The sequence below is a fragment of the Streptosporangium sp. NBC_01755 genome, assembly GCF_035917995.1.
Classification (GTDB): Bacteria; Actinomycetota; Actinomycetes; order Streptosporangiales; family Streptosporangiaceae; genus Streptosporangium.
In genome coordinates this window covers 5,469,876-5,487,071 of record NZ_CP109131.1, presented here as the reverse complement: position 1 = coordinate 5,487,071, position 17,196 = coordinate 5,469,876, and the positions used below count along the sequence as shown (strand labels likewise).

At 70.2% G+C, this 17,196-nt stretch carries 15 protein-coding genes; 5 read left to right on the top strand and 10 right to left on the bottom strand.

Annotated elements, in window-relative coordinates; genetic code table 11:
- Nucleotides 1-123: 123 nt before the first annotated feature.
- From OG884_RS26090 to dapA, 7 genes are all read right to left on the bottom strand, one after another.
- Entirely contained in the window at nt 124-627 is a 504-nt protein-coding gene (locus OG884_RS26090) for a CinA family protein (RefSeq protein WP_326637137.1), read from the bottom strand.
- Entirely contained in the window at nt 624-1,229 is a 606-nt protein-coding gene (pgsA, locus tag OG884_RS26085) for a CDP-diacylglycerol--glycerol-3-phosphate 3-phosphatidyltransferase (protein WP_326637134.1), read from the bottom strand. The genes OG884_RS26090 and pgsA overlap by 4 nt, the downstream gene beginning before the upstream one ends.
- Nucleotides 1,230-1,254: 25 nt before the next feature.
- Nucleotides 1,255-2,664: a 30S ribosomal protein S12 methylthiotransferase RimO gene (gene rimO / locus OG884_RS26080; protein ID WP_326637133.1), complete on the bottom strand. Its 1,410-nt coding sequence runs from the start codon at nt 2,662-2,664 to the stop codon at nt 1,255-1,257.
- Between the two features lie 218 nt (nt 2,665-2,882).
- Nucleotides 2,883-3,638, bottom strand: coding sequence for a helix-turn-helix domain-containing protein (locus OG884_RS26075; protein ID WP_326637131.1), 756 nt, complete (start codon nt 3,636-3,638; stop codon nt 2,883-2,885).
- A 98-nt stretch (nt 3,639-3,736) separates the two neighbouring features.
- A complete protein-coding gene (locus tag OG884_RS26070; protein ID WP_326637130.1) occupies nt 3,737-6,265 on the bottom strand; it encodes a DNA translocase FtsK in 2,529 nt (842 codons plus the stop codon).
- 407 nt (nt 6,266-6,672) lie between these two features.
- The gene (locus OG884_RS26065) at nt 6,673-8,358 is read right to left on the bottom strand and encodes a ribonuclease J (protein WP_326637128.1); all 1,686 of its coding nucleotides are present in this window, start codon (nt 8,356-8,358) and stop codon (nt 6,673-6,675) included.
- A gap of 164 nt (nt 8,359-8,522) precedes the next feature.
- Complete coding sequence (gene dapA, locus OG884_RS26060) at nt 8,523-9,449, bottom strand: 4-hydroxy-tetrahydrodipicolinate synthase (protein ID WP_326637126.1); 927 nt, start codon at nt 9,447-9,449, stop codon at nt 8,523-8,525.
- A gap of 570 nt (nt 9,450-10,019) precedes the next feature.
- Between dapA and OG884_RS26055 the strand changes: the two genes are divergently transcribed.
- A complete protein-coding gene (locus tag OG884_RS26055) occupies nt 10,020-10,745 on the top strand; it encodes a GntR family transcriptional regulator (protein WP_326637125.1) in 726 nt (241 codons plus the stop codon).
- A 97-nt stretch (nt 10,746-10,842) separates the two neighbouring features.
- Here the strand turns inward: OG884_RS26055 and OG884_RS26050 are convergent, their stop codons facing one another.
- Both OG884_RS26050 and OG884_RS26045 read right to left on the bottom strand, forming a co-directional pair.
- Nucleotides 10,843-11,313: a peroxiredoxin gene (locus tag OG884_RS26050; RefSeq protein ID WP_326646996.1), complete on the bottom strand. Its 471-nt coding sequence runs from the start codon at nt 11,311-11,313 to the stop codon at nt 10,843-10,845.
- Between the two features lie 137 nt (nt 11,314-11,450).
- Nucleotides 11,451-12,335 carry a DMT family transporter gene (locus OG884_RS26045; protein WP_326637124.1) on the bottom strand — a complete coding sequence of 295 codons (885 nt, stop codon included), beginning with the start codon at nt 12,333-12,335 and terminating at the stop codon, nt 11,451-11,453.
- A 79-nt stretch (nt 12,336-12,414) separates the two neighbouring features.
- Between OG884_RS26045 and OG884_RS26040 the strand changes: the two genes are divergently transcribed.
- The 4 genes from OG884_RS26040 (at nt 12,415) to OG884_RS26025 (ending at nt 16,147) form a co-directional block, all read left to right on the top strand.
- Nucleotides 12,415-13,812 (top strand): aminotransferase-like domain-containing protein, encoded by a 1,398-nt coding sequence (locus tag OG884_RS26040; protein ID WP_326637123.1) that lies wholly within the window; start codon nt 12,415-12,417, stop codon nt 13,810-13,812.
- 79 nt (nt 13,813-13,891) lie between these two features.
- A complete protein-coding gene (locus OG884_RS26035; protein ID WP_326637121.1) occupies nt 13,892-14,515 on the top strand; it encodes a CGNR zinc finger domain-containing protein in 624 nt (207 codons plus the stop codon).
- Between the two features lie 125 nt (nt 14,516-14,640).
- Nucleotides 14,641-15,252 carry a GNAT family N-acetyltransferase gene (locus OG884_RS26030; RefSeq protein ID WP_030904184.1) on the top strand — a complete coding sequence of 204 codons (612 nt, stop codon included), beginning with the start codon at nt 14,641-14,643 and terminating at the stop codon, nt 15,250-15,252.
- Nucleotides 15,253-15,277: 25 nt separating this feature from the next.
- A complete protein-coding gene (locus tag OG884_RS26025; protein WP_326637115.1) occupies nt 15,278-16,147 on the top strand; it encodes a 1,4-dihydroxy-2-naphthoate polyprenyltransferase in 870 nt (289 codons plus the stop codon).
- Between the two features lie 93 nt (nt 16,148-16,240).
- On the opposite strand, the gene dapB is transcribed toward OG884_RS26025, so the two are convergent.
- Nucleotides 16,241-16,978, bottom strand: coding sequence for a 4-hydroxy-tetrahydrodipicolinate reductase (gene dapB, locus OG884_RS26020; RefSeq protein WP_326637113.1), 738 nt, complete (start codon nt 16,976-16,978; stop codon nt 16,241-16,243).
- Nucleotides 16,979-17,196 lie beyond the last annotated feature (218 nt).

The following is a 17,196-nucleotide window of genomic DNA, read 5'->3' as shown; positions in this document are numbered from 1 at the left end:
GTACATACTCCTCGCCGTCATCATCGCTTGACCTTTACCTCACTCACAGTTCCACCGTACCTGTATCCACCGATGCCGCGGCAGACCATGGGGAGCATGTTCGCTGGGGACGTAACGCGGTAATCACCCGGAATGTTCCCCCACGTTCGCCTCCAGCACACCTAGAAGAAGGTCCACAGCCTCATTCACCGTCGATTCTCGAATCTGCTCACGAGTCCCCGCGAGTTGCGGATCCCGGTGCCATACCCGTCCGTCCGGACCACTAACGGCGAGGTGAACCGTACCGGCCTGTTTACCGTCCTGTGGGTCGGGACCGGCCACACCGGTGACGGCCAGACCGTAGGTGGAACCGGCCAGGAGACGCACCCCGGTCGCCATGGCGGCGGCGACCTGCGGGTGCACGGCGCCCTCGCGGTCGAGCAGGTCCGCGGGGACGCCCAGCAGCCGCCGCTTGAGCTCGGTGGAGTAGGAGACGACCCCTCCCACGAAGGCCGCGGAGGCTCCCGGCGGATCGGTGAGGGCCGCCCCGATCAGCCCGGCGGTCAGTGACTCGGCCACCGCCACCGTCTCTCCCCTGCGGATGAGGAGGGAGAGGACCGTGGTGGTCGCGAGCAGGCGGTGGCTCATACGGCCCGCGCCCGCTTCGCGACCTGCCGGAGCTTGATCGCCCGGATCACGTAGTCAAGGCCGGTGCCGACGGTGACGACGGCAGCCGCTCCCATGACGACCCAGCGGATCACCTCGGGCACACCCGGCCAGATGTATGAGACTATCGCGGCGATCTGCAGGACGGTCTTCACCTTCCCACCGTAACTGGCCGGGATGACGCCGTGCCGGATGACCGCGAACCTCAGCGCGGTGACGCCCAGCTCCCTGCCCAGGATCACGATGGTGACCCACCAGGGCAGCTCCTCCAGCACCGACAGGCTGATCAGCGCGGCACCGATGAGGGCCTTGTCGGCGATCGGATCGGCGATCTTCCCGAAATCGGTGATCAGGCCGTAGCGGCGGGCCAGCTCGCCGTCGAGCAGGTCGGTGAACGAGGCCACCATGAAGACCACCAGCGCGGCGACCCTCCAGCCGGATCCCGGCAGGAAGAGGCAGGCCGCGAAGAAGGGAACCATCGCCAGTCGTATCACCGTCACGACATTGGCGATGTTCCACGCGCTCACCTTGGGGCGCACGGGTGCCGCTGTCGAGTCGGTGCCGGTCTCTGGCGTGTTGGTCATACGCTCTCCCGGCCCGGTGGCGCGCTCATGGGGCCGCCTTGATGCGGGCGATCAGGTCGACCCCCTCCGAGTCGACCACGACGGCCCGGACGATCTGGCCGGGGACCAGCCCGATGCCCTGGACCGTCACCGAGCCGTCGACCTCGGGCCCCTGATGGGCTGCGCGGCCCTCGTAGCCGCCGTCGCCCAGGTCCTCCTCGATCAGGACGTCGACCTCGGTGCCGATCCGCTCCTCGGCCCGCTGGGCCATGAGCTCCTCGGCCAGCTCGGTGAGCGCGGACAGGCGGGCGTCGACGATCTCCTGGTCAAGCTTGCCGGGGAGTGCGGCCGCCTCCGTGCCGTCCTCGTCGGAGTAGCCGAAGATGCCGATCACGTCGAGCCTGGCCTTCTCCAGAAAGCCCACCAGCTCGCCGAACTCCTCCTCGGTCTCGCCGGGGAAGCCCACGATGAAGTTGGAGCGCACGCCCGCCTCCGGGGCGTGCGCGCGGATCGACTCCAGAAGGTCGAGGAAGCGCGCGGGGTCACCGAAGCGGCGCATCCGGCGCAGCACCGGACCGCTGGCGTGCTGGAAGGACAGGTCGAAGTAGGGGGCAACCCCCTCGGTCGAGGAGATGATCTCCAGCAGCCCCGGGCGGAGCTCGGCGGGCTGCAGGTAGCTGACGCGCACCCGTTTGATGCCCTCGGTCGCGGCGAGCGAGGGCAGCAGCTTCTCCAGCGCCCGCAGGTCGCCCAGGTCCTTGCCATAGGAGGTGGAGTTCTCACTGACCAGCACCAACTCCTTGACACCCTGCTCGGCCAGCCACGCGGCCTCACCGAGGAGTTCCTCGGAGCGGCGCGAGACGTACGCCCCGCGGAAGGCGGGGATGGCGCAGAACGTGCAGCGCCGGTCGCAGCCGGAGGCCAGCTTCAGCGAGGCCACCGGCCCTTCGCCCAGGCGCTTGCGGAGCGGCCGGGGGCCGCTGGCGGGTGCCAGGCCCTCGGGCAGCTCGCCGTGGCCGGGAATGGCGGTCTTGGGGGCGGCGGCGCGCTCCACCGGCGAGATGGGCAGCAGGGTCCTGCGGTCACGAGGGCTGTGCGGGACGAGCGGCCTGCCCGCCAGCACGTCGTCGAGGCGGGGGCCGATCTCGGTGTAGTCGTCGAAGGAGATGACCGCCGCGGCCTCGGGCAGCGCGTCGGCGAGCTGGTCACCGTACCGCTCGGCCATGCAGCCCGCGGCGACCACCTTGGCCCCGGAGTCGGCCGCGGCGAGCAGCGTGTCGATGGAGTCCTTTTTCGCTGAGTCGATGAAGCCACACGTGTTGACGACGACGACGTCGGGATCGTCGTCGCCCAGCTGCCAGCCGGCAGCCTCAAGACGAGCGGCGAGCTCTTCGGAGTCGACCTCGTTGCGTGCGCAACCAAGTGTGATCAGCGATGCGGTTCGGCGGGATGACATGGTGAACACTACGGTATCGGGAGTTGGCCACTACCCGATGCACCTCCCCCGCTCCAGCACCGCGCATCCCCGTCTCGCCCCGGCCGTCCCGACGTGCGGGCGGGGAGCCCGAGAGGCGAGGCCCACCGCGCCGACCAGGGACGTTCGCCCTGCTGGACGATCCAGGAACCCGGCCGGAGCCGTTGCCGCGGCCCCGGCGAGAACTCCCGGTCGCCGCGTCAGCGCTTCTTGGCCGCGGGAGCCTCGTAGGAGCGGTTGATGATCTGCCCCGGAGTTCCCGGGGCTCCCAGGTTCTTGCCGTTCACCTTCAGCGAGAACGCTCCTCCGTCGCCGAAGGTGACCCTCATCTTGTCCTTCGCCTTCCAGGTCGAGGTCTTGCCCGCCTTGAGCGTTCCGGAGAAGAGCCTCTTGCCGCCCGCGTCCTCCACGTCGAGCCAGGACGTGCGCTCCGCCCTGACCTGGAGGACGACCATGTCCTTGTGCCTCCCCTCGGCCAGAGACGCCGCCCGGCCCGGTGAGCCGGGACCGCCGTCGGCCGGCGGCGGCAGCGCGGCGGGCACCGGAACGGGATGGACGTCCATCATGGGCGCGTCACCCCCGCCCATGGTCCGCACCACCCCGAAGATGACCACGATGCCCAGCGCCACCGCCATGGCCGTCGTCCAGTTGGGCGAGCGGCGCTCACGGATCTTCAGTGGCATGTCGGCCTGGAAGACGCTGGACGCCCGGACCGGCAGCGGGACACCCCCGTGCTGCTCGTCGTAGCGGTGCACCAGCGTCTCCGGATCAAGCCCGACGACCTTGGCGATGTTTCTTATATGGCCCCGCGCGTAGAAATCACCCCCGCACTGGGAGAAGTCGTTCCTTTCGATCGCCTGGATGAGCACCTCGCGGATGCGTGTCCGCGCGCTCAACTGCCCAACGGTCATCCCCATCGACCGCCTGGCATCCGCCAGATCGCTTCCAATGCCCATGGCGCACGCCCCTCAGCCCCCGACGTTGCGTAGCGATCCCCATTCAATCAGTAACCGGACGGAAGGTGTGCGGCGGGGGTCCGTTCCCTCCCGGTGTGTCATCCTCCACGCAGGTCGGCCAGCAGGCCGGGGAGTTCGTCGGGCTTTACCATGACCTCCCGCGCCTTCGAACCCTCGCTGGGCCCGACGACGCTCCTGCTCTCCAGCAGGTCCATCAGACGGCCCGCCTTGGCGAAGCCGACCCTGAGCTTGCGCTGGAGCATCGAGGTCGAACCGAACTGGGTGGTCACGATGAGCTCGGCCGCCTGGATCAGCAGGTCGAGGTCGTCGCCGATGTCCTCGTCGATCTCCTTCTTGGAGGCCGCCACGGCGGCCACGTCGTCGCGGTACTCGACGGCCATCTGGGCTTTGCAGTGCCCGACGATCTCGCCGATCTCCTTCTCGGAGACGAAGGCGTTCTGCAGCCGCATGGGCTTGCTGGCGCCCATCGGCAGGAAGAGCGAGTCTCCCTGGCCGACGAGCTTCTCCGCGCCCGGCTGGTCCAGGATGACCCGGGAGTCGGCCAGCGAGGAGGTGGCGAAGGCCAGCCTGGAGGGGACGTTGGCCTTGATCAGCCCGGTGACCACGTCCACCGAGGGGCGCTGGGTGGCGATGACCAGGTGGATGCCGGCGGCGCGGGCCAGCTGGGTGATGCGGACGATGGAGTCCTCGACGTCGCGCGGGGCGACCATCATCAGGTCGGCGAGCTCGTCGACGATCACCAGCAGGTAGGGGTAGGGCTGGTAGACCCGCTCGCTGCCCGGCGGCGGCACCAGCTTGCCGGCACGCACCGCCTTGTTGAAGTCGTCGACGTGCCGGAAGCCGCTGGCGGCCAGATCGTCGTAGCGGCGGTCCATCTCCCCGACGACCCAGTCCAGGGCCTCGGCGGCCTTCTTGGGGTTGGTGATGATCGGCGTGATGAGGTGCGGGATGCCCTCGTAGACGCTGAGCTCGACCCGCTTGGGGTCGACCAGGACCATGCGGACCTCGTCGGGGGTGGCCCGCATCAGGATCGAGGTGATCAGTCCGTTGACGCAGACCGACTTTCCGGCGCCGGTGGCACCCGCGATGAGCAGGTGCGGCATCTTGGCGAGGTTGGCCACTATCGTGCGCCCCTCGACGTCCTTGCCCAACCCGACGATCATCGGGTGGTGGTCCGCCTGGGCCACCGGGGAGCGCAGGATGTCGCCCAGCGAGACGAGGTCCTTGTCGGTGTTGGGGATCTCGACGCCGATCGCCGACTTGCCGGGGATCGGGGACAGGATCCGGACGTCGGCCGACTTGACCGCGTAGGCGATGTTCTTGGTGAGCGCGGTGACCTTCTCGACCTTGACCGCCGGGCCGAGTTCGATCTCGTAGCGGGTCACCGTCGGCCCCCGGGTGAAGCCGATCACCTGGGCGTCGATGGTGAACTGCTCCATCACGCTGGTCAGCGCGTTGACGACGACCGTGTTGGCCTTCGTCTGCGGCTTGGGGGCGGTGCCGGGGCGCAACAGTTGCGACTCGGGCAGGGTGTAGGGACCCGCCTGCGGGGACAGGACGAGCTGCTCGACCTTGCGCGGCGCCGGGGTCGGCTCGGGAGGCTCGGGCGCGTCGTTCCTGACCTGCGAGGGCTCGGACTCGTCCACCAGGCCGGGCACGATCTCCGGTGAGTGGCCTCCGAGCCCGCCCGGCGACTCGGCGACCACGGGCGTGTCGTAGGGCTTGACGTGGTCGCCCAGCTCGGCCCCGCCGGATTCCGGCTTCTTGCGGGTGGTGGGCCGTTTCCTGGACGCCCTCGGCGCGGAGGGCAGGTCACGGTTGAAGAGCATGTGCCTGATCTCGGCCAGCCGCTCGGGGACCCGGTGCACCGGGGTGGCGGTGATCACCAGAACGCCGAAGCCCGACAGGATCAGCAGCAGCGGGATGGTGACGAAGGAGGGCAGGATGCTCGCCGGGGGCGCCGAGACGATGAAGCCGATCATGCCTCCGGCGGCCGACACCTTGTCCATGCCGTCCGAGGCGCCCCCCGAGGGGTAGGGCGTGTCGTGGACGACGTGCACGACGCCGAGCACACCGACGGTGAGGGCCGACCACCCGATGATCATCCGGCCGGTGTCGGCGTTCTGGTCGGGGTGGCGCAGCAGCCGCCAGGCCAGCAGCACGAGAAGGATAGGGACCAGCCAGGTCAGCGATCCGAAGACTCCGCGCATGACCTCGTAGACCACGGTGGAGACCGTGCCGGTGCTCTCCCGCCATGTCATGGCCGCCAGCACGATCGCCCCGGCGAACACCGCCAGGCCGAGCCCGTCGCGGCGGTGGACGGGGTCGAGTTCGCGCGCGTTCTGCCCCAGTGCCCGCGCGGCGCTGCCGATGCCACCCGCGAGGAGCATCCAGATGCCCATGAACAGTTTGCCGATCATGGTGAGAACCCAGCTGATCGGGTCGTGCTGGGGCGAGGCCGGCCTGCGGGCCGCACCCGCACCCTTCCCCCGGTTGGCGGACGCCCGCCGCGCGGGGGCCGTACGGGCCTGGGAGGCGCCCGAGCGACCGGGGGACCCCTTGCCGGGGGGCTTTCCTGAGGAGCCTTTAGACGTACGGGTGGCCATGCTAGGGAGGTTAACGAGACGGGTGGTGGATTGCTCGGCGACTCGCCGGGGGAGCGTCCCCTCACCGACTTTTCACGAAATCGGTTGATACCTCGCAAGCAGTAACGCGCCACCTTCGAAGCCCTCCCCGCGCACCCACCACCGGCGCCCGGAAAACGATTCCCTCCGGAGCCAGAACTTTCCCCGCCCGACCCGGGTCCCACATGTACCGGATCACCACGCCCTGGTGATCTACCACCATGGGGGGCGAGTACCACAGCGAAGTGAGCGACGCCCAGTTCGCCAAGCAGCTGAGGGACGCCAGGAGGATGGCGGTCAAGGTCTGCTCCCTGCCCGGCGTCTGCTGACCGTACGCGACGGGGGAGTCCGTATGGCGACCGGGACACGGTCGCCATACGGGACGGGGGTCACACCTCGATGACGACCGGAACGATCATCGGGCGGCGGCGGTAGGTGTCGCTCACCCAGCGCCCCACGGTCCTGCGGACCACGCGGCGGACCTGCTGGATGTCCACCACCCCGTCGGCCGCGTTCTCCTGCAGCGCCCGCTCCACCTGCGGCAGGATGTCGTCGAACAAGGCCGGGTCGATGCCGGATCCCCTGGCGTGGATCTCCGGGCCTGCGGCGAGCTTGCCGGTGGCGGTGTCGACCACGATGACGATGGAGATGAAGCCCTCCTCGCCCAGGATGCGGCGGTCCTTCAGCGCGAAGTCGGTGACGTCTCCCACCGAGGTGCCGTCCACGTAGACGTAACCGGCGGGAACCGCGCCCACGATCTTGGCCCGGCCGTCGACCAGGTCCACCACGACGCCGTCCTCGGCGATCACGATGTGGTCGTCCGGCACCCCGGTCAGCGCGGCGAGCTTGGCGTGCGCCCGCAGATGGCGCCACTCGCCGTGCACCGGCATGAAGTTGGACGGCCGCGTCAGGTTGAGCACGTACAGCAGCTCGCCCGCGGCGGCGTGCCCGGAGACGTGCACCTTCGCGTTGCCCTTGTGCACCACGCGGGCGCCCCAGCGGGACAGGCCGTTGATCACGTTGTTGACCGCGGTCTCGTTACCCGGCACCAGCGAGGAGGCCAGGAGGACCGTGTCGCCCTCGGCGATCCGGATCGGGTGATCGCGGTTGGCCATCCGCGACAGCGCCGCCATCGGCTCCCCCTGGGAACCGGTGCAGATCAGCACCACGTCCTCGGGCGGCCAGCCCTCGATCTCCTTGGAGTCGACGATCAGGCCCGGCGAGACCCTCAGATAGCCCAGGTCGCGGGCGACGCCCATGTTGCGCACCATCGAGCGACCGACCAGCGCGACCTTGCGACCGTGCTTCTCCGCCGCGTCGATGACCTGCTGGACACGGTGGATGTGAGAGGCGAAGCTCGCCACGATCACGCGCTTGCCGGCCGTGCGGACGACCTCGTCGATGACCGGCGCGATCTCCCGCTCACTGGTGACGAAGCCCGGTACCTCGGCGTTGGTCGAGTCGGACATCAGCAGGTCGACGCCCTCCGCGCCGAGCCTGGCGAACCCCCCCAGGTCGGTCAGCCGCCCGTCACTGGGCAGCTGGTCCATCCGGAAGTCACCGGTATGCAGGACGATGCCCGCGGGTGTCCTGATCGCGACGGCCAGCGCGTCGGGGATGGAGTGGTTGACGGCGAGGAACTCGCACTCGAACGGCCCGAACCTGTGCCGCTCCCCCTCCACGACCTCGCGCCTGGCCGGCTGGATTCGGTGCTCGGTGAGCTTGGCCTCGATCAGCGCCAGCGTCAGTTTGGACCCCACGATCGGGATGTCGCGACGCTCGCGCAGCAGGTACGGCACGGCACCGATGTGGTCCTCGTGCGCGTGGGTCAGGACCACGGCCTCGATGTCGTCCAGGCGGCCCCGGATGTACTCGAAGTCGGGCAGGATCAGATCGATGCCGGGCTGGTCGGGCTCGGGGAACAGCACCCCGCAGTCGACGACCAGCAGACGGCCCTCGTACTCGAACACGGCCATGTTGCGGCCGATCTCGCCAAGGCCGCCCAGAGCGACGATGCGCAGGGCGCCTTCGGGCAACGTGGGCGGCGGCCCTAGCTCGGGATGGGGGTGACTCATCAGGCCACACCTCTCTCAGCGGTCTCACATGTGACAGAGGCTCCCGTGGGCAGCAGGACTACTCCCTCGCCGAGCACTCCGTCCTCCGGCGGACCAACATTTCTTCTTTCTCGCAAACTCTCGTTCCTCCTGGATGCGGCCGGTCAGGGCCGCGGTCGTCTCTCTCATGTCACAACCTCGTCGGACAGCTTCACACCGCCCGTGATCAAGTCTTCGCGCAGCCTGGTGAGCTGCTCATCGGTCGCCTCCACCAGGGGCGGCCGCAGCGGTCCCGCGGACTGTCCCACCAGGCTCAACGCCGCCTTCGCCATGATCGCGCCACCGGCCTGCATCATGATCGCGGAGACCACGGGGAGCAGCCTGCGGTGGATGGCGAGCGCGCCCGCCGCATCCCCCGAGTGGTACGCCTCGATCATCGCGGCGATCTCCGCGCCCGCGACGTGGCCGATCACGCTGACGCACCCCGCCGCGCCCACCGACAGCCACGGCAGGTTGAGCGCGTCGTCACCCGAGTAGTAGACAAGGCCGGTGGACGCGATGACCTGCGAGCCCTCGAACAGGTCGGCCTTGGCGTCCTTCACCGCGACGATCCGCTCGTGCCCGGCGAGCCGTTCCAGCGTCTCACGCTGGATCGGCACTCCGCTACGGCCGGGGATGTCATAGAGCATGGCCGGTAGAGCCGTTGCGTCTGCCACTGTACAGAAGTGACGGTAGATCCCCTCCTGGGGAGGCTTGCTGTAGTACGGCGTCACCAGCAGGAGACCGTGGGCCCCGGCGCGCTCGGCGGCTCGGGCCAGTTCGACGCTGTGGTGCGTGTCGTTGGTACCGGCTCCGGCGACGACCGTGGCGCGGTCACCGACCGCCTCGACGACGGCGCGCAGCAGGCGCTCTTTCTCCTCGTCGGTGGTCGTCGGGGACTCCCCCGTCGTGCCGCTCACGACAAGGCCGTCATTGCGCTGCTCGTCCACCAGGTAGGTGGCCAGACGACGCGCTGTCTCGTAGTCGACTGCTCCGTCACTTGTGAACGGCGTGACCATGGCGGTCAGCATGCGGCCGAAGGGGGCGTCGGAGGTTCCAGTTGGCGCTGCCATAGACCGAACGCTACCTGGATCCGCTGAAACGGTGGACCCCGCCACCCCGCCTAACCTCCGTCCACCGATGGGCCCAAGAGCGAACATCCCCCCGAGGCGCCCGCTGCACACCGTACACGCGGATATACGACGCCGAGGCGAAGGACTCGGATCCGCCCGTCACGGGGCCGGCTACGGCGATCGGGGCCGTCCACGCCGATACGCGCCGATGCGCGCCGATCCGGGTCGACGCGAGATGACCGGGGGAGATCAGCTGCCGGGATCGACATCCGAGACTCCACGATCAACGCCCGACTACATGGGTTAACGATGTTTTTGTCCGCTTTGGCGATGGTGAAGGATTCCTTGAAGGAAAAAGAGGCCGCCGATATGTGCTCGGGGGTACACACATCGACGACCTCTACCGTTGAATCGGCGGCCCTTACCCGGGCGTTACACGGTCTCTGAGATATTTTTGGACACTTCTGGGAGCGGCACGCAAAGTTGGAGTTCCAAATCTTCGCCATCACCCTGTGTCGCGCATTGAATACGACAGGATGGGACAACGCCCCAGAACCCAGGGATGAACACGTGGCAAGCTCCGATCCTGTCTACCTGCGCGTCGTCGCCGACATCCGGCGCCAGATCGTCGACGGCACCCTTCCCCCAGGCTCCTCGATCCCCTCGCGCGCCCAGCTGACCAGGAAGTACGGCGTGGGCGAGACCGCCGCCAGGCACGCGCTGCGCGTGCTCACCGCCGAAGGCCTGATCGTCGGCCGCGTCGGCTCGGGCCACTACGTGCGGGAGCAGCCGCTGCTGCTCCCGCTGCACCGCTGGCGCTTCCACGACCACCACGCCCCCTTCGGGGCCGACGTCCAGTCGCAGGGCACCCGGGCCACCTGGGAGTGGCGGGCCGAGCCCACCGACGCCACCCCCGACATCGCCCACCGCCTCCGGCTGGACGAATCCGCCCCGCTGACCCGCACCCGTTACGTCTTCCGCGGCGACGGCAAGCCGATCCAGCTGGCCACCTCCTACGAGCCCGCCGAGTTCAGCGAGCCCGTCACCGAGGAGAACCCCCGCAGCCTGATCGCCCGCCTGTCCGCCTTCGGCGTCAAGATCACCGATATCGTCGAGCAGGTCCACACCCGCGTCCCACAGCCCGCCGAGAGCGACGCCCTCGCCCTGCCCGCGGGCGTCAACGTCCTGCACGTCGAGCGCACCCACTGGGCCGGAGACCGCCCTGTGGAGACCAGCGACATCATCATTCCCGGCGACCGCTTCCGCCTGGTCTACTCCCACCCTCTGCACCCCTGAGAGACCTCGGCCACCGCCCTGCCGGCGCCTTCCTCCGCACCCCTGAGAGACCTCGGCCACCGCCCTGCCGGCGCCTTTCGCCCGAACGAACGGGCGGTCACAGGCGGGGACGGGAACGAAGAACCTCCAGGGCGCGGTCCGCGTGGGCCTCCATGTGGGTCTCGCTGTGGATCACTTCCAGGAGGCGGTGGTCCACGTCGACGACGAAGGTCATCCGTCGGGTGAGGAAGGGGCCCACCGCGATGGTGCGGCGGGCGCCGAGGCTCCGGGCGACCGCGCCGTCCGGGTCGGAAAGCAGCGGAAAGCCCAGCTGGTTGGCCTGGGCGAACCTCGCCTGCCTGGCGACCCCGTCCCGGCTGATTCCGATCCTGGTCGCTCCCTCGGCGGCGAAGTCCGCCGCCAGGTCACGGAAGTGGCAGCTCTCGGCCGTGCATCCCGACGTCATGGCCGCCGGATAGAAGAAGAGCACCACCGGCCCCTTGACCAGAAACTCGCTGAGCCGCCTTTGCGTGCCCGTCTCGTCGAGAAGCTCGAAGTCCTCGACCATGTCTCCCACCGCGAGGCTCATGCCCACGAATTGTCTCCCTACGCCATCGGAGGACCTCCGCCGCGGTCGTCGTATCCGGCGAGGGCGGAAGTCGATGTTCCGCCCCATTCTCCGGCGATCCGCCCGCGGCACAACAGGGCCGCGCCTCACCTCGGTTCTCAGGAGCGGGATCGCTGCGTCAGGGCCACGCACGCGAGGACCACCAGTGCCGCCGCGATCGTGACCGGGCCGAACAACTCGTCGAGCAGCAACCAGGCCCACAGCAGCGTCAGCAGCGGCTGGGCGAGCTGGGTCTGCCCCGCACGGGCGATCCCGCCCATGGCCAGGCCCGCGTACCAGGGGATGAAGCCGAGGAACATCGAGACCAGGCCGACGTATGCGAACCCGGCCAGCGAGGCGGCGTCCGGCCGCACGTCGGTGGTCAGCGCCAGCACCACCGTGATCGGCACGGTCAGCGGGGCGGCGAGGACGAGGGTGTGGGAGATGACCCGCCAGCCGGGGGTCTCCCGGGCCAGGCGCCCACCCTCGGTGTAGCCGACGGCGGCCGACAGCAGCGCGCCGACGAGCAGCACGTCGGCCCCGGTGATGTGACCGCCCCCCATGCTGAGGGTGAAGGCCGTGATCGCCACGGCGCCGAGGCCGCAGGAGACCCAGAACAGCGCCTTGGGCCGCTCCCCCGCCCGCAGCACGGCGCAGGCGGCGGTGGCCGCGGGCAGCAACCCGATCACCACGGCGGCGTGTGAGGTGGAGGCCCCCGCGTTGAGCGCCAGGCCGCTGAAGACGGGGAAGCCGAACACCACGCCCGCCACGATGACGAGGTAGGACCGGAGCTGGGAGCCGGGCGGCAGCAGCGGCACCCTGGCCGCGAGCAGGAACGCGGCCGCCGCGACCGCCGCGATGGCGGCCCGTCCGACCGCCACCAGATAGGGGTCGAAGCCCTCCATCGCGAAGACCGTCGCCGGGAACGACCCGGAGAACACCAGCACCCCGAGCCCTGCCAGCAGGGTCCCCCGCCACGCCATGCCCGCCGGCCCGGACGGCACCTTTCCAAGGACCTCGGGAGCTCTCCCGCCGGCGCTGACCGCTACTCGATCCGATACGATAGCGCTACTATTATCCCTCATGAATGACGATAGCAGTATCGTCCGATTGGCCGCCACGCTCCGCGAGGAGATCGGGCGGCTCCGCCCGGGCGACAGGTTGCCGTCGAGCCGCGAGCTGGTCCGGCTGTACAACGTGAGCCCCGTGACCGTGTCGCGCGCGATCGGCAGGCTCTCCGCCGAGGGACGGGTGATCACGAAACCCGGTAGCGGCGCCTACGTCGCCCCGGCGGTCACGCACGGCGCCGACAGCGCCGACCTGTCCTGGCAGACGGTGGCGCTCGGCGACCGGGTGGTGGACGACAGCGAGGTCAACGGCCTGCTGACCCCTCCGCCGGACGGGGTCATCCCGCTCACCGGCGGCTACCTCAACCCGGCTCTGCGCCCCTCCAGGGCCCTGTCGGCCGCCGCCTCCCGCGCGCTCCGCCGCCCCGACGTCTGGGAGATGCCGCCGCTGGCGGGCTCCGCCGAGCTGCGCAGGTGGTTCGCCCAGGAGCTGGGCGGCGACGTCACCCCCTCGGACGTCCTCGTCGTCAGCGGCGGGCAGGCGGCGCTCACCCACGCCTTCCGCTCCCTCGCCGCCCCCCAGACCCCCGTCCTCGTCGAGACCCCCACCTATCCGGGCGCGCTGGCCTCGGCGCGGGCCGCCGGACTCCGCGCGACGGCCGTGCCCATGGACCGCGACGGGGTCAGGCCCGAACTCCTCGCGGAGGCGTTCGCCGTGACCGGCGCGCGGGTCTTCCTCTGCCAGCCGACCCTGCACAACCCCACCGGCGCGACCCTGACCCTCGAACGACGCGAGCAGGTGCTGGCGATCGCCCGCGCCGCCGGAGCGTTCGTGATCGAGGACGACTACGCCCGTTACTTCACCACGGCCCCCGTCCCGCCGCCGATGGTCGCGCTGGACACCCACGGCACGGTCGTGCACATCAACTCCCTGACCAAGGTCCTGTCGCCCAGCATGCGGGTCGCCGGAGTCGTCGCCCGCGGCCCCGCCGCCCGGCGCCTGAGGGCGAACCAGCTCGTGGAGTCGTTCTTCGTGGCCAGGCCGCTCCAGGAGACCGCCCTGGAGTTCGTCAGCTCGCCCGCCTGGCGGCGCCACCTGGCCACGCTGGGCACCGAGCTGACGCTCCGCAGGGACACCCTCGCCGCCGCCCTGACCGCCCGGATGCCCGCCGCCGGGATCCACCTGGTTCCCCGCGGCGGCCTGCACCTGTGGGTACGGCTCCCCGCCGAGGAGGACGAGGACGCCGTGGTCGAGGCCGCCAGGAGGGCGGGCGCCCTGGTGAGCCCCGGGCGCATCTACTACCCGGCCGAGCCTCCCGGCCCTCGCATCAGGGTGACCCACTCGGCGGCCGTCCACACGGCCGAGCTCGTCGAGGGCGTCCGCAGGCTGGCCACGGCACTGGACGCCTCCTGACCCCACCCTCTGACCCCACCCGCTCCTTAAAACACCGCCTATCAAGCTATGACAGTGTCGGAAGGAGTACAACCTCCTAATGGCATACAGTGGTTGCGGAGAGGTGAGCTACGACATGGACAACCCCGCCGACCTGGTGATCGACTTCGTCAACACGTACGACGTCGAGAGCGACGCCGACTCGATCCCCTCTCCCGCCGCGCTGACCGCCTGGCTCGCCGGGCGGGGCCTGATCGGGCCAGGAGAGGTGGCCGACGAGACGGATCTGGCGACGGCCGTCGACCTTCGCGAGGGCCTCCGCGCGGCGCTCCGCCACAACCACGGCCGCCCCGGCGGCGAGAACGGGGACAGGCACGAGGACAGGGACAGGGACAGACGCCGGGACGGGGACGGGCTGCCGCGGGCGTTCGCCGCTCTCCCGCTCCGGGTCGCCCTGACCACCGACGGGCCGGTGCTCGAACCGGTCGCGACGGGAGTGCCCGGCGGGCTGGCCGGCATCGCCGGCGCCGTGATGAGCACCCGCGCGGGCGGGATGTGGCCGCGCCTGAAGGTCTGCACCGAGAGCACCTGCCAGTGGGCGTTCGTCGACTCCTCCAAGAACCGTTCACGGTCGTGGTGCTCCATGAGGGTCTGCGGCAACCGCACAAAGACAAGGGCATATCGGGCCCGTCGGCAGACGGAGCCGGGTTCACGTCATCTCTGAGTCGGATTCCCCGATACGGTGTAAGAGCCTGACTCACGGATCCACCCGCCTGATGCCCGCTCGCGTGGCACGAGATCCGCGAGACAGCGCGTTCCGAGGCGACGGCAGAGAAGGAGCGGGCCGAGATGGCAGACGTAGGCGTGCGGGCGGCTCGGCACGAGGATGTCGCCGCGGTGACGAGCACCCAGATCCGCGCCTGGAAGTACGGCTACCGGGATTTCCTTCCCGAAGGACCGCTGGAGCAGATGACCGGCCCGGCGGCCGAGAACATGTGGCGGCAGCAGTGGGACGACGCGATCACCTCGCCGCCCAGCTCCCGGCACCGCGTGCTGGTGGCCGTGGAGCAGGTGGTCCTCGACACCGACGCCTTCCCCGCGCTCGGCCCCGGCGGCATCGAGGCCATGGCGGCGATGCAGGGCGCCGAGAAGGTCGCGGGCCTGGCCTCACACGCCCCGGCCGAGGACCCCGACCTCGACCCGACCATCGCCGGCGAGATGCTCACCTTCCTCATCGACCCCGACCACGTCCGGCGCGGTCACGGCAGCCGGCTGCTCAACGCCACCGTCGACTACCTCCGTGACGACGGCTACCACACCATCGTGACCTGGGTGTTCGCCGACAACTACGCGGTGCTCGGCTTCCTGGAGTCCGCCGGTTGGGGTGCCGACGGGGCCGAACGGGTCATCGACATGGGCCGTACGGTGCGGATGATCCGCCTGGCGACCGACATCAGCTAGAGCCGGAGAGGAACACCGCACCCCCATGGCCACCCCGAGCCAGTGGATCGCCGGAGCACGTCCACGCACCCTTCCCGCCGCCGTCGTCCCCGTCGCCATCGGCACCGGGGTCGCGATCGGATACAGCGGAGGGGTGTGGTGGCGGGCCCTGCTGGCTCTGTTCGTGGCTCTCGTCCTCCAGGTGGGCGTCAACTACGCCAACGACTACAGCGACGGGGTGCGCGGCACCGACGAGGGCCGGGTCGGCCCGATGCGCCTGGTCGGCTCAGGTGCCGCCCCGCCACGCCAGGTCCTCGCCGCGGCCCTCGCCTGCTTCCTCGCCGCCGCGGTGGCGGGACTGGTGCTCGTCGTGTCCACCGGGACGTGGTGGCTGCTGCCGGTCGGCGCGGCGGCGATCGCCGCCGCCTGGTTCTACACCGGCGGCTCCAGCCCGTACGGTTACCGCGCACTCGGCGAGATCTCGGTGTTCGTGTTCTTCGGCCTGGTGGCCGTGACGGGCACCACGTACGTCCAGCTCGAACACCTGCCCCCGCTCGCGGTGGCGGCGGCCGTCCCGGCGGGCCTGCTGGCCTGCGCGATGCTCGTGGTCAACAACCTGCGCGACATCGTGACCGACGGCCCGGCGGGCAAGCGCACCATGGCCGTGGTGCTCGGCGATCGCCGCACCCGTGTCCTCTACACCCTCTGCCTGGTCCTGCCCCTGCTGATCGCGCCCGCGCTGGCGCCCTGGCAGCCGTTCGCGGCGTCGGCACTGCTCGCCGCCCCACTCGCCGTCGCCCCGGTCAAGGCGGTCCGGGCAGGCGCCACGGGCCCGGCGCTCATCGCGACGCTCCAGCAGACGGGCCGCTTCCAGCTCGTGTACGGGCTACTGCTGGCCGTAGGCCTGGCTCTTTGAACGGTCCCCCTCCCGAACGAGGGGATTCTTCCCTTATCCGGCTTTCCTCCCCGTCTTCGGAGAGACAGCCCCGCCAGAGGTGGGAGGTACCTGTCAGAGGTCGAGAAGGGGCTCCAGGCCGATGGTCAGGCCGGGGAGCTCGCGGACCCGGCGCACGCCCAGGAGCACGCCAGGGGTGAACGACGAGCGGTTCATCGTGTCGTGCCGGATGGTCAGGATCTCGCCGTCGCCGCCCAGGATGACCTCCTGGTGGGCGATGAGCCCGGCCAGCCGCACCGCGTGCACCCGGACCCCGTCGACGTCGGCGCCGCGGGCCCCGTCCAGCTCCGTGCTGGTGGCGTCGGGCATCGGCGCGGAGCCCGCCTTGCGCCGGGCCTCGGCGATCAGCTCGGCGGTGCGGCGGGCGGTGCCCGAGGGCGCGTCCGCCTTGTTGGGGTGGTGCAGCTCGACGATCTCGGCGGACTCGAAGTAGCGGGCGGCCTGCTGGGCGAAGTGCATCATGAGCACCGCCGCGATGCCGAAGTTGGGGGCGATCAGCGCGTTGACGCCGGGGTTGGCCTCCAGCCAGCCCCTGACCGTCGCGAGCCGCCCGGCGTCGAAGCCCGTGGTGCCGACCACCGGGTGGACCCCGTGGGAGATGCACCACTCGAGGTTGCCCATGACGACGTCGGGGTGGGTGAAGTCGACCACCACCTCGGCACGCTCCAGCTCCTCGATCGGGTCGCCCTGGTCGACCGCCGCGACCAGTTCCAGATCGTCCGCCGCCTCGACGGCCTTGCACACTTCGACACCGACGCGCCCTCGGGCGCCGAGAACTCCAACCCTGATCACAGCCCCAAGGCTATACCGTACGAGCCCGCCTGGATGTCACGGACCACCCCGGGCCCCGGGTCCCGGGAAGGCCGGACAGAGGGCCTGGAGACGCGGGCCACCCCGGGTGCCCCAGGTCACGGGAAGGGCCCGGACAGAGGGCCTGGAGGACACGGCCCCCCGGGTCACAGGAGAGCCGGACAGAGGGCCTGGAGACGCGGACGGCCCCGGCGGGGAAC

Coding starts and splice junctions, on each gene's coding strand:
- OG884_RS26090 (WP_326637137.1), bottom strand. CDS start 627: ATGAGCCACCGCCTGCTCGCGACCACCACGGTCCTCTCCCTCCTCATC.
- pgsA (WP_326637134.1), bottom strand. CDS start 1,229: ATGACCAACACGCCAGAGACCGGCACCGACTCGACAGCGGCACCCGTG.
- rimO (WP_326637133.1), bottom strand. CDS start 2,664: ATGTCATCCCGCCGAACCGCATCGCTGATCACACTTGGTTGCGCACGC.
- OG884_RS26075 (WP_326637131.1), bottom strand. CDS start 3,638: ATGGGCATTGGAAGCGATCTGGCGGATGCCAGGCGGTCGATGGGGATG.
- OG884_RS26070 (WP_326637130.1), bottom strand. CDS start 6,265: ATGGCCACCCGTACGTCTAAAGGCTCCTCAGGAAAGCCCCCCGGCAAG.
- OG884_RS26065 (WP_326637128.1), bottom strand. CDS start 8,358: ATGAGTCACCCCCATCCCGAGCTAGGGCCGCCGCCCACGTTGCCCGAA.
- dapA (WP_326637126.1), bottom strand. CDS start 9,449: ATGGCAGCGCCAACTGGAACCTCCGACGCCCCCTTCGGCCGCATGCTG.
- OG884_RS26050 (WP_326646996.1), bottom strand. CDS start 11,313: ATGAGCCTCGCGGTGGGAGACATGGTCGAGGACTTCGAGCTTCTCGAC.
- OG884_RS26040 (WP_326637123.1), top strand. CDS start 12,415: ATGAATGACGATAGCAGTATCGTCCGATTGGCCGCCACGCTCCGCGAG.
- OG884_RS26035 (WP_326637121.1), top strand. CDS start 13,892: ATGGCATACAGTGGTTGCGGAGAGGTGAGCTACGACATGGACAACCCC.
- OG884_RS26030 (WP_030904184.1), top strand. CDS start 14,641: ATGGCAGACGTAGGCGTGCGGGCGGCTCGGCACGAGGATGTCGCCGCG.
- OG884_RS26025 (WP_326637115.1), top strand. CDS start 15,278: ATGGCCACCCCGAGCCAGTGGATCGCCGGAGCACGTCCACGCACCCTT.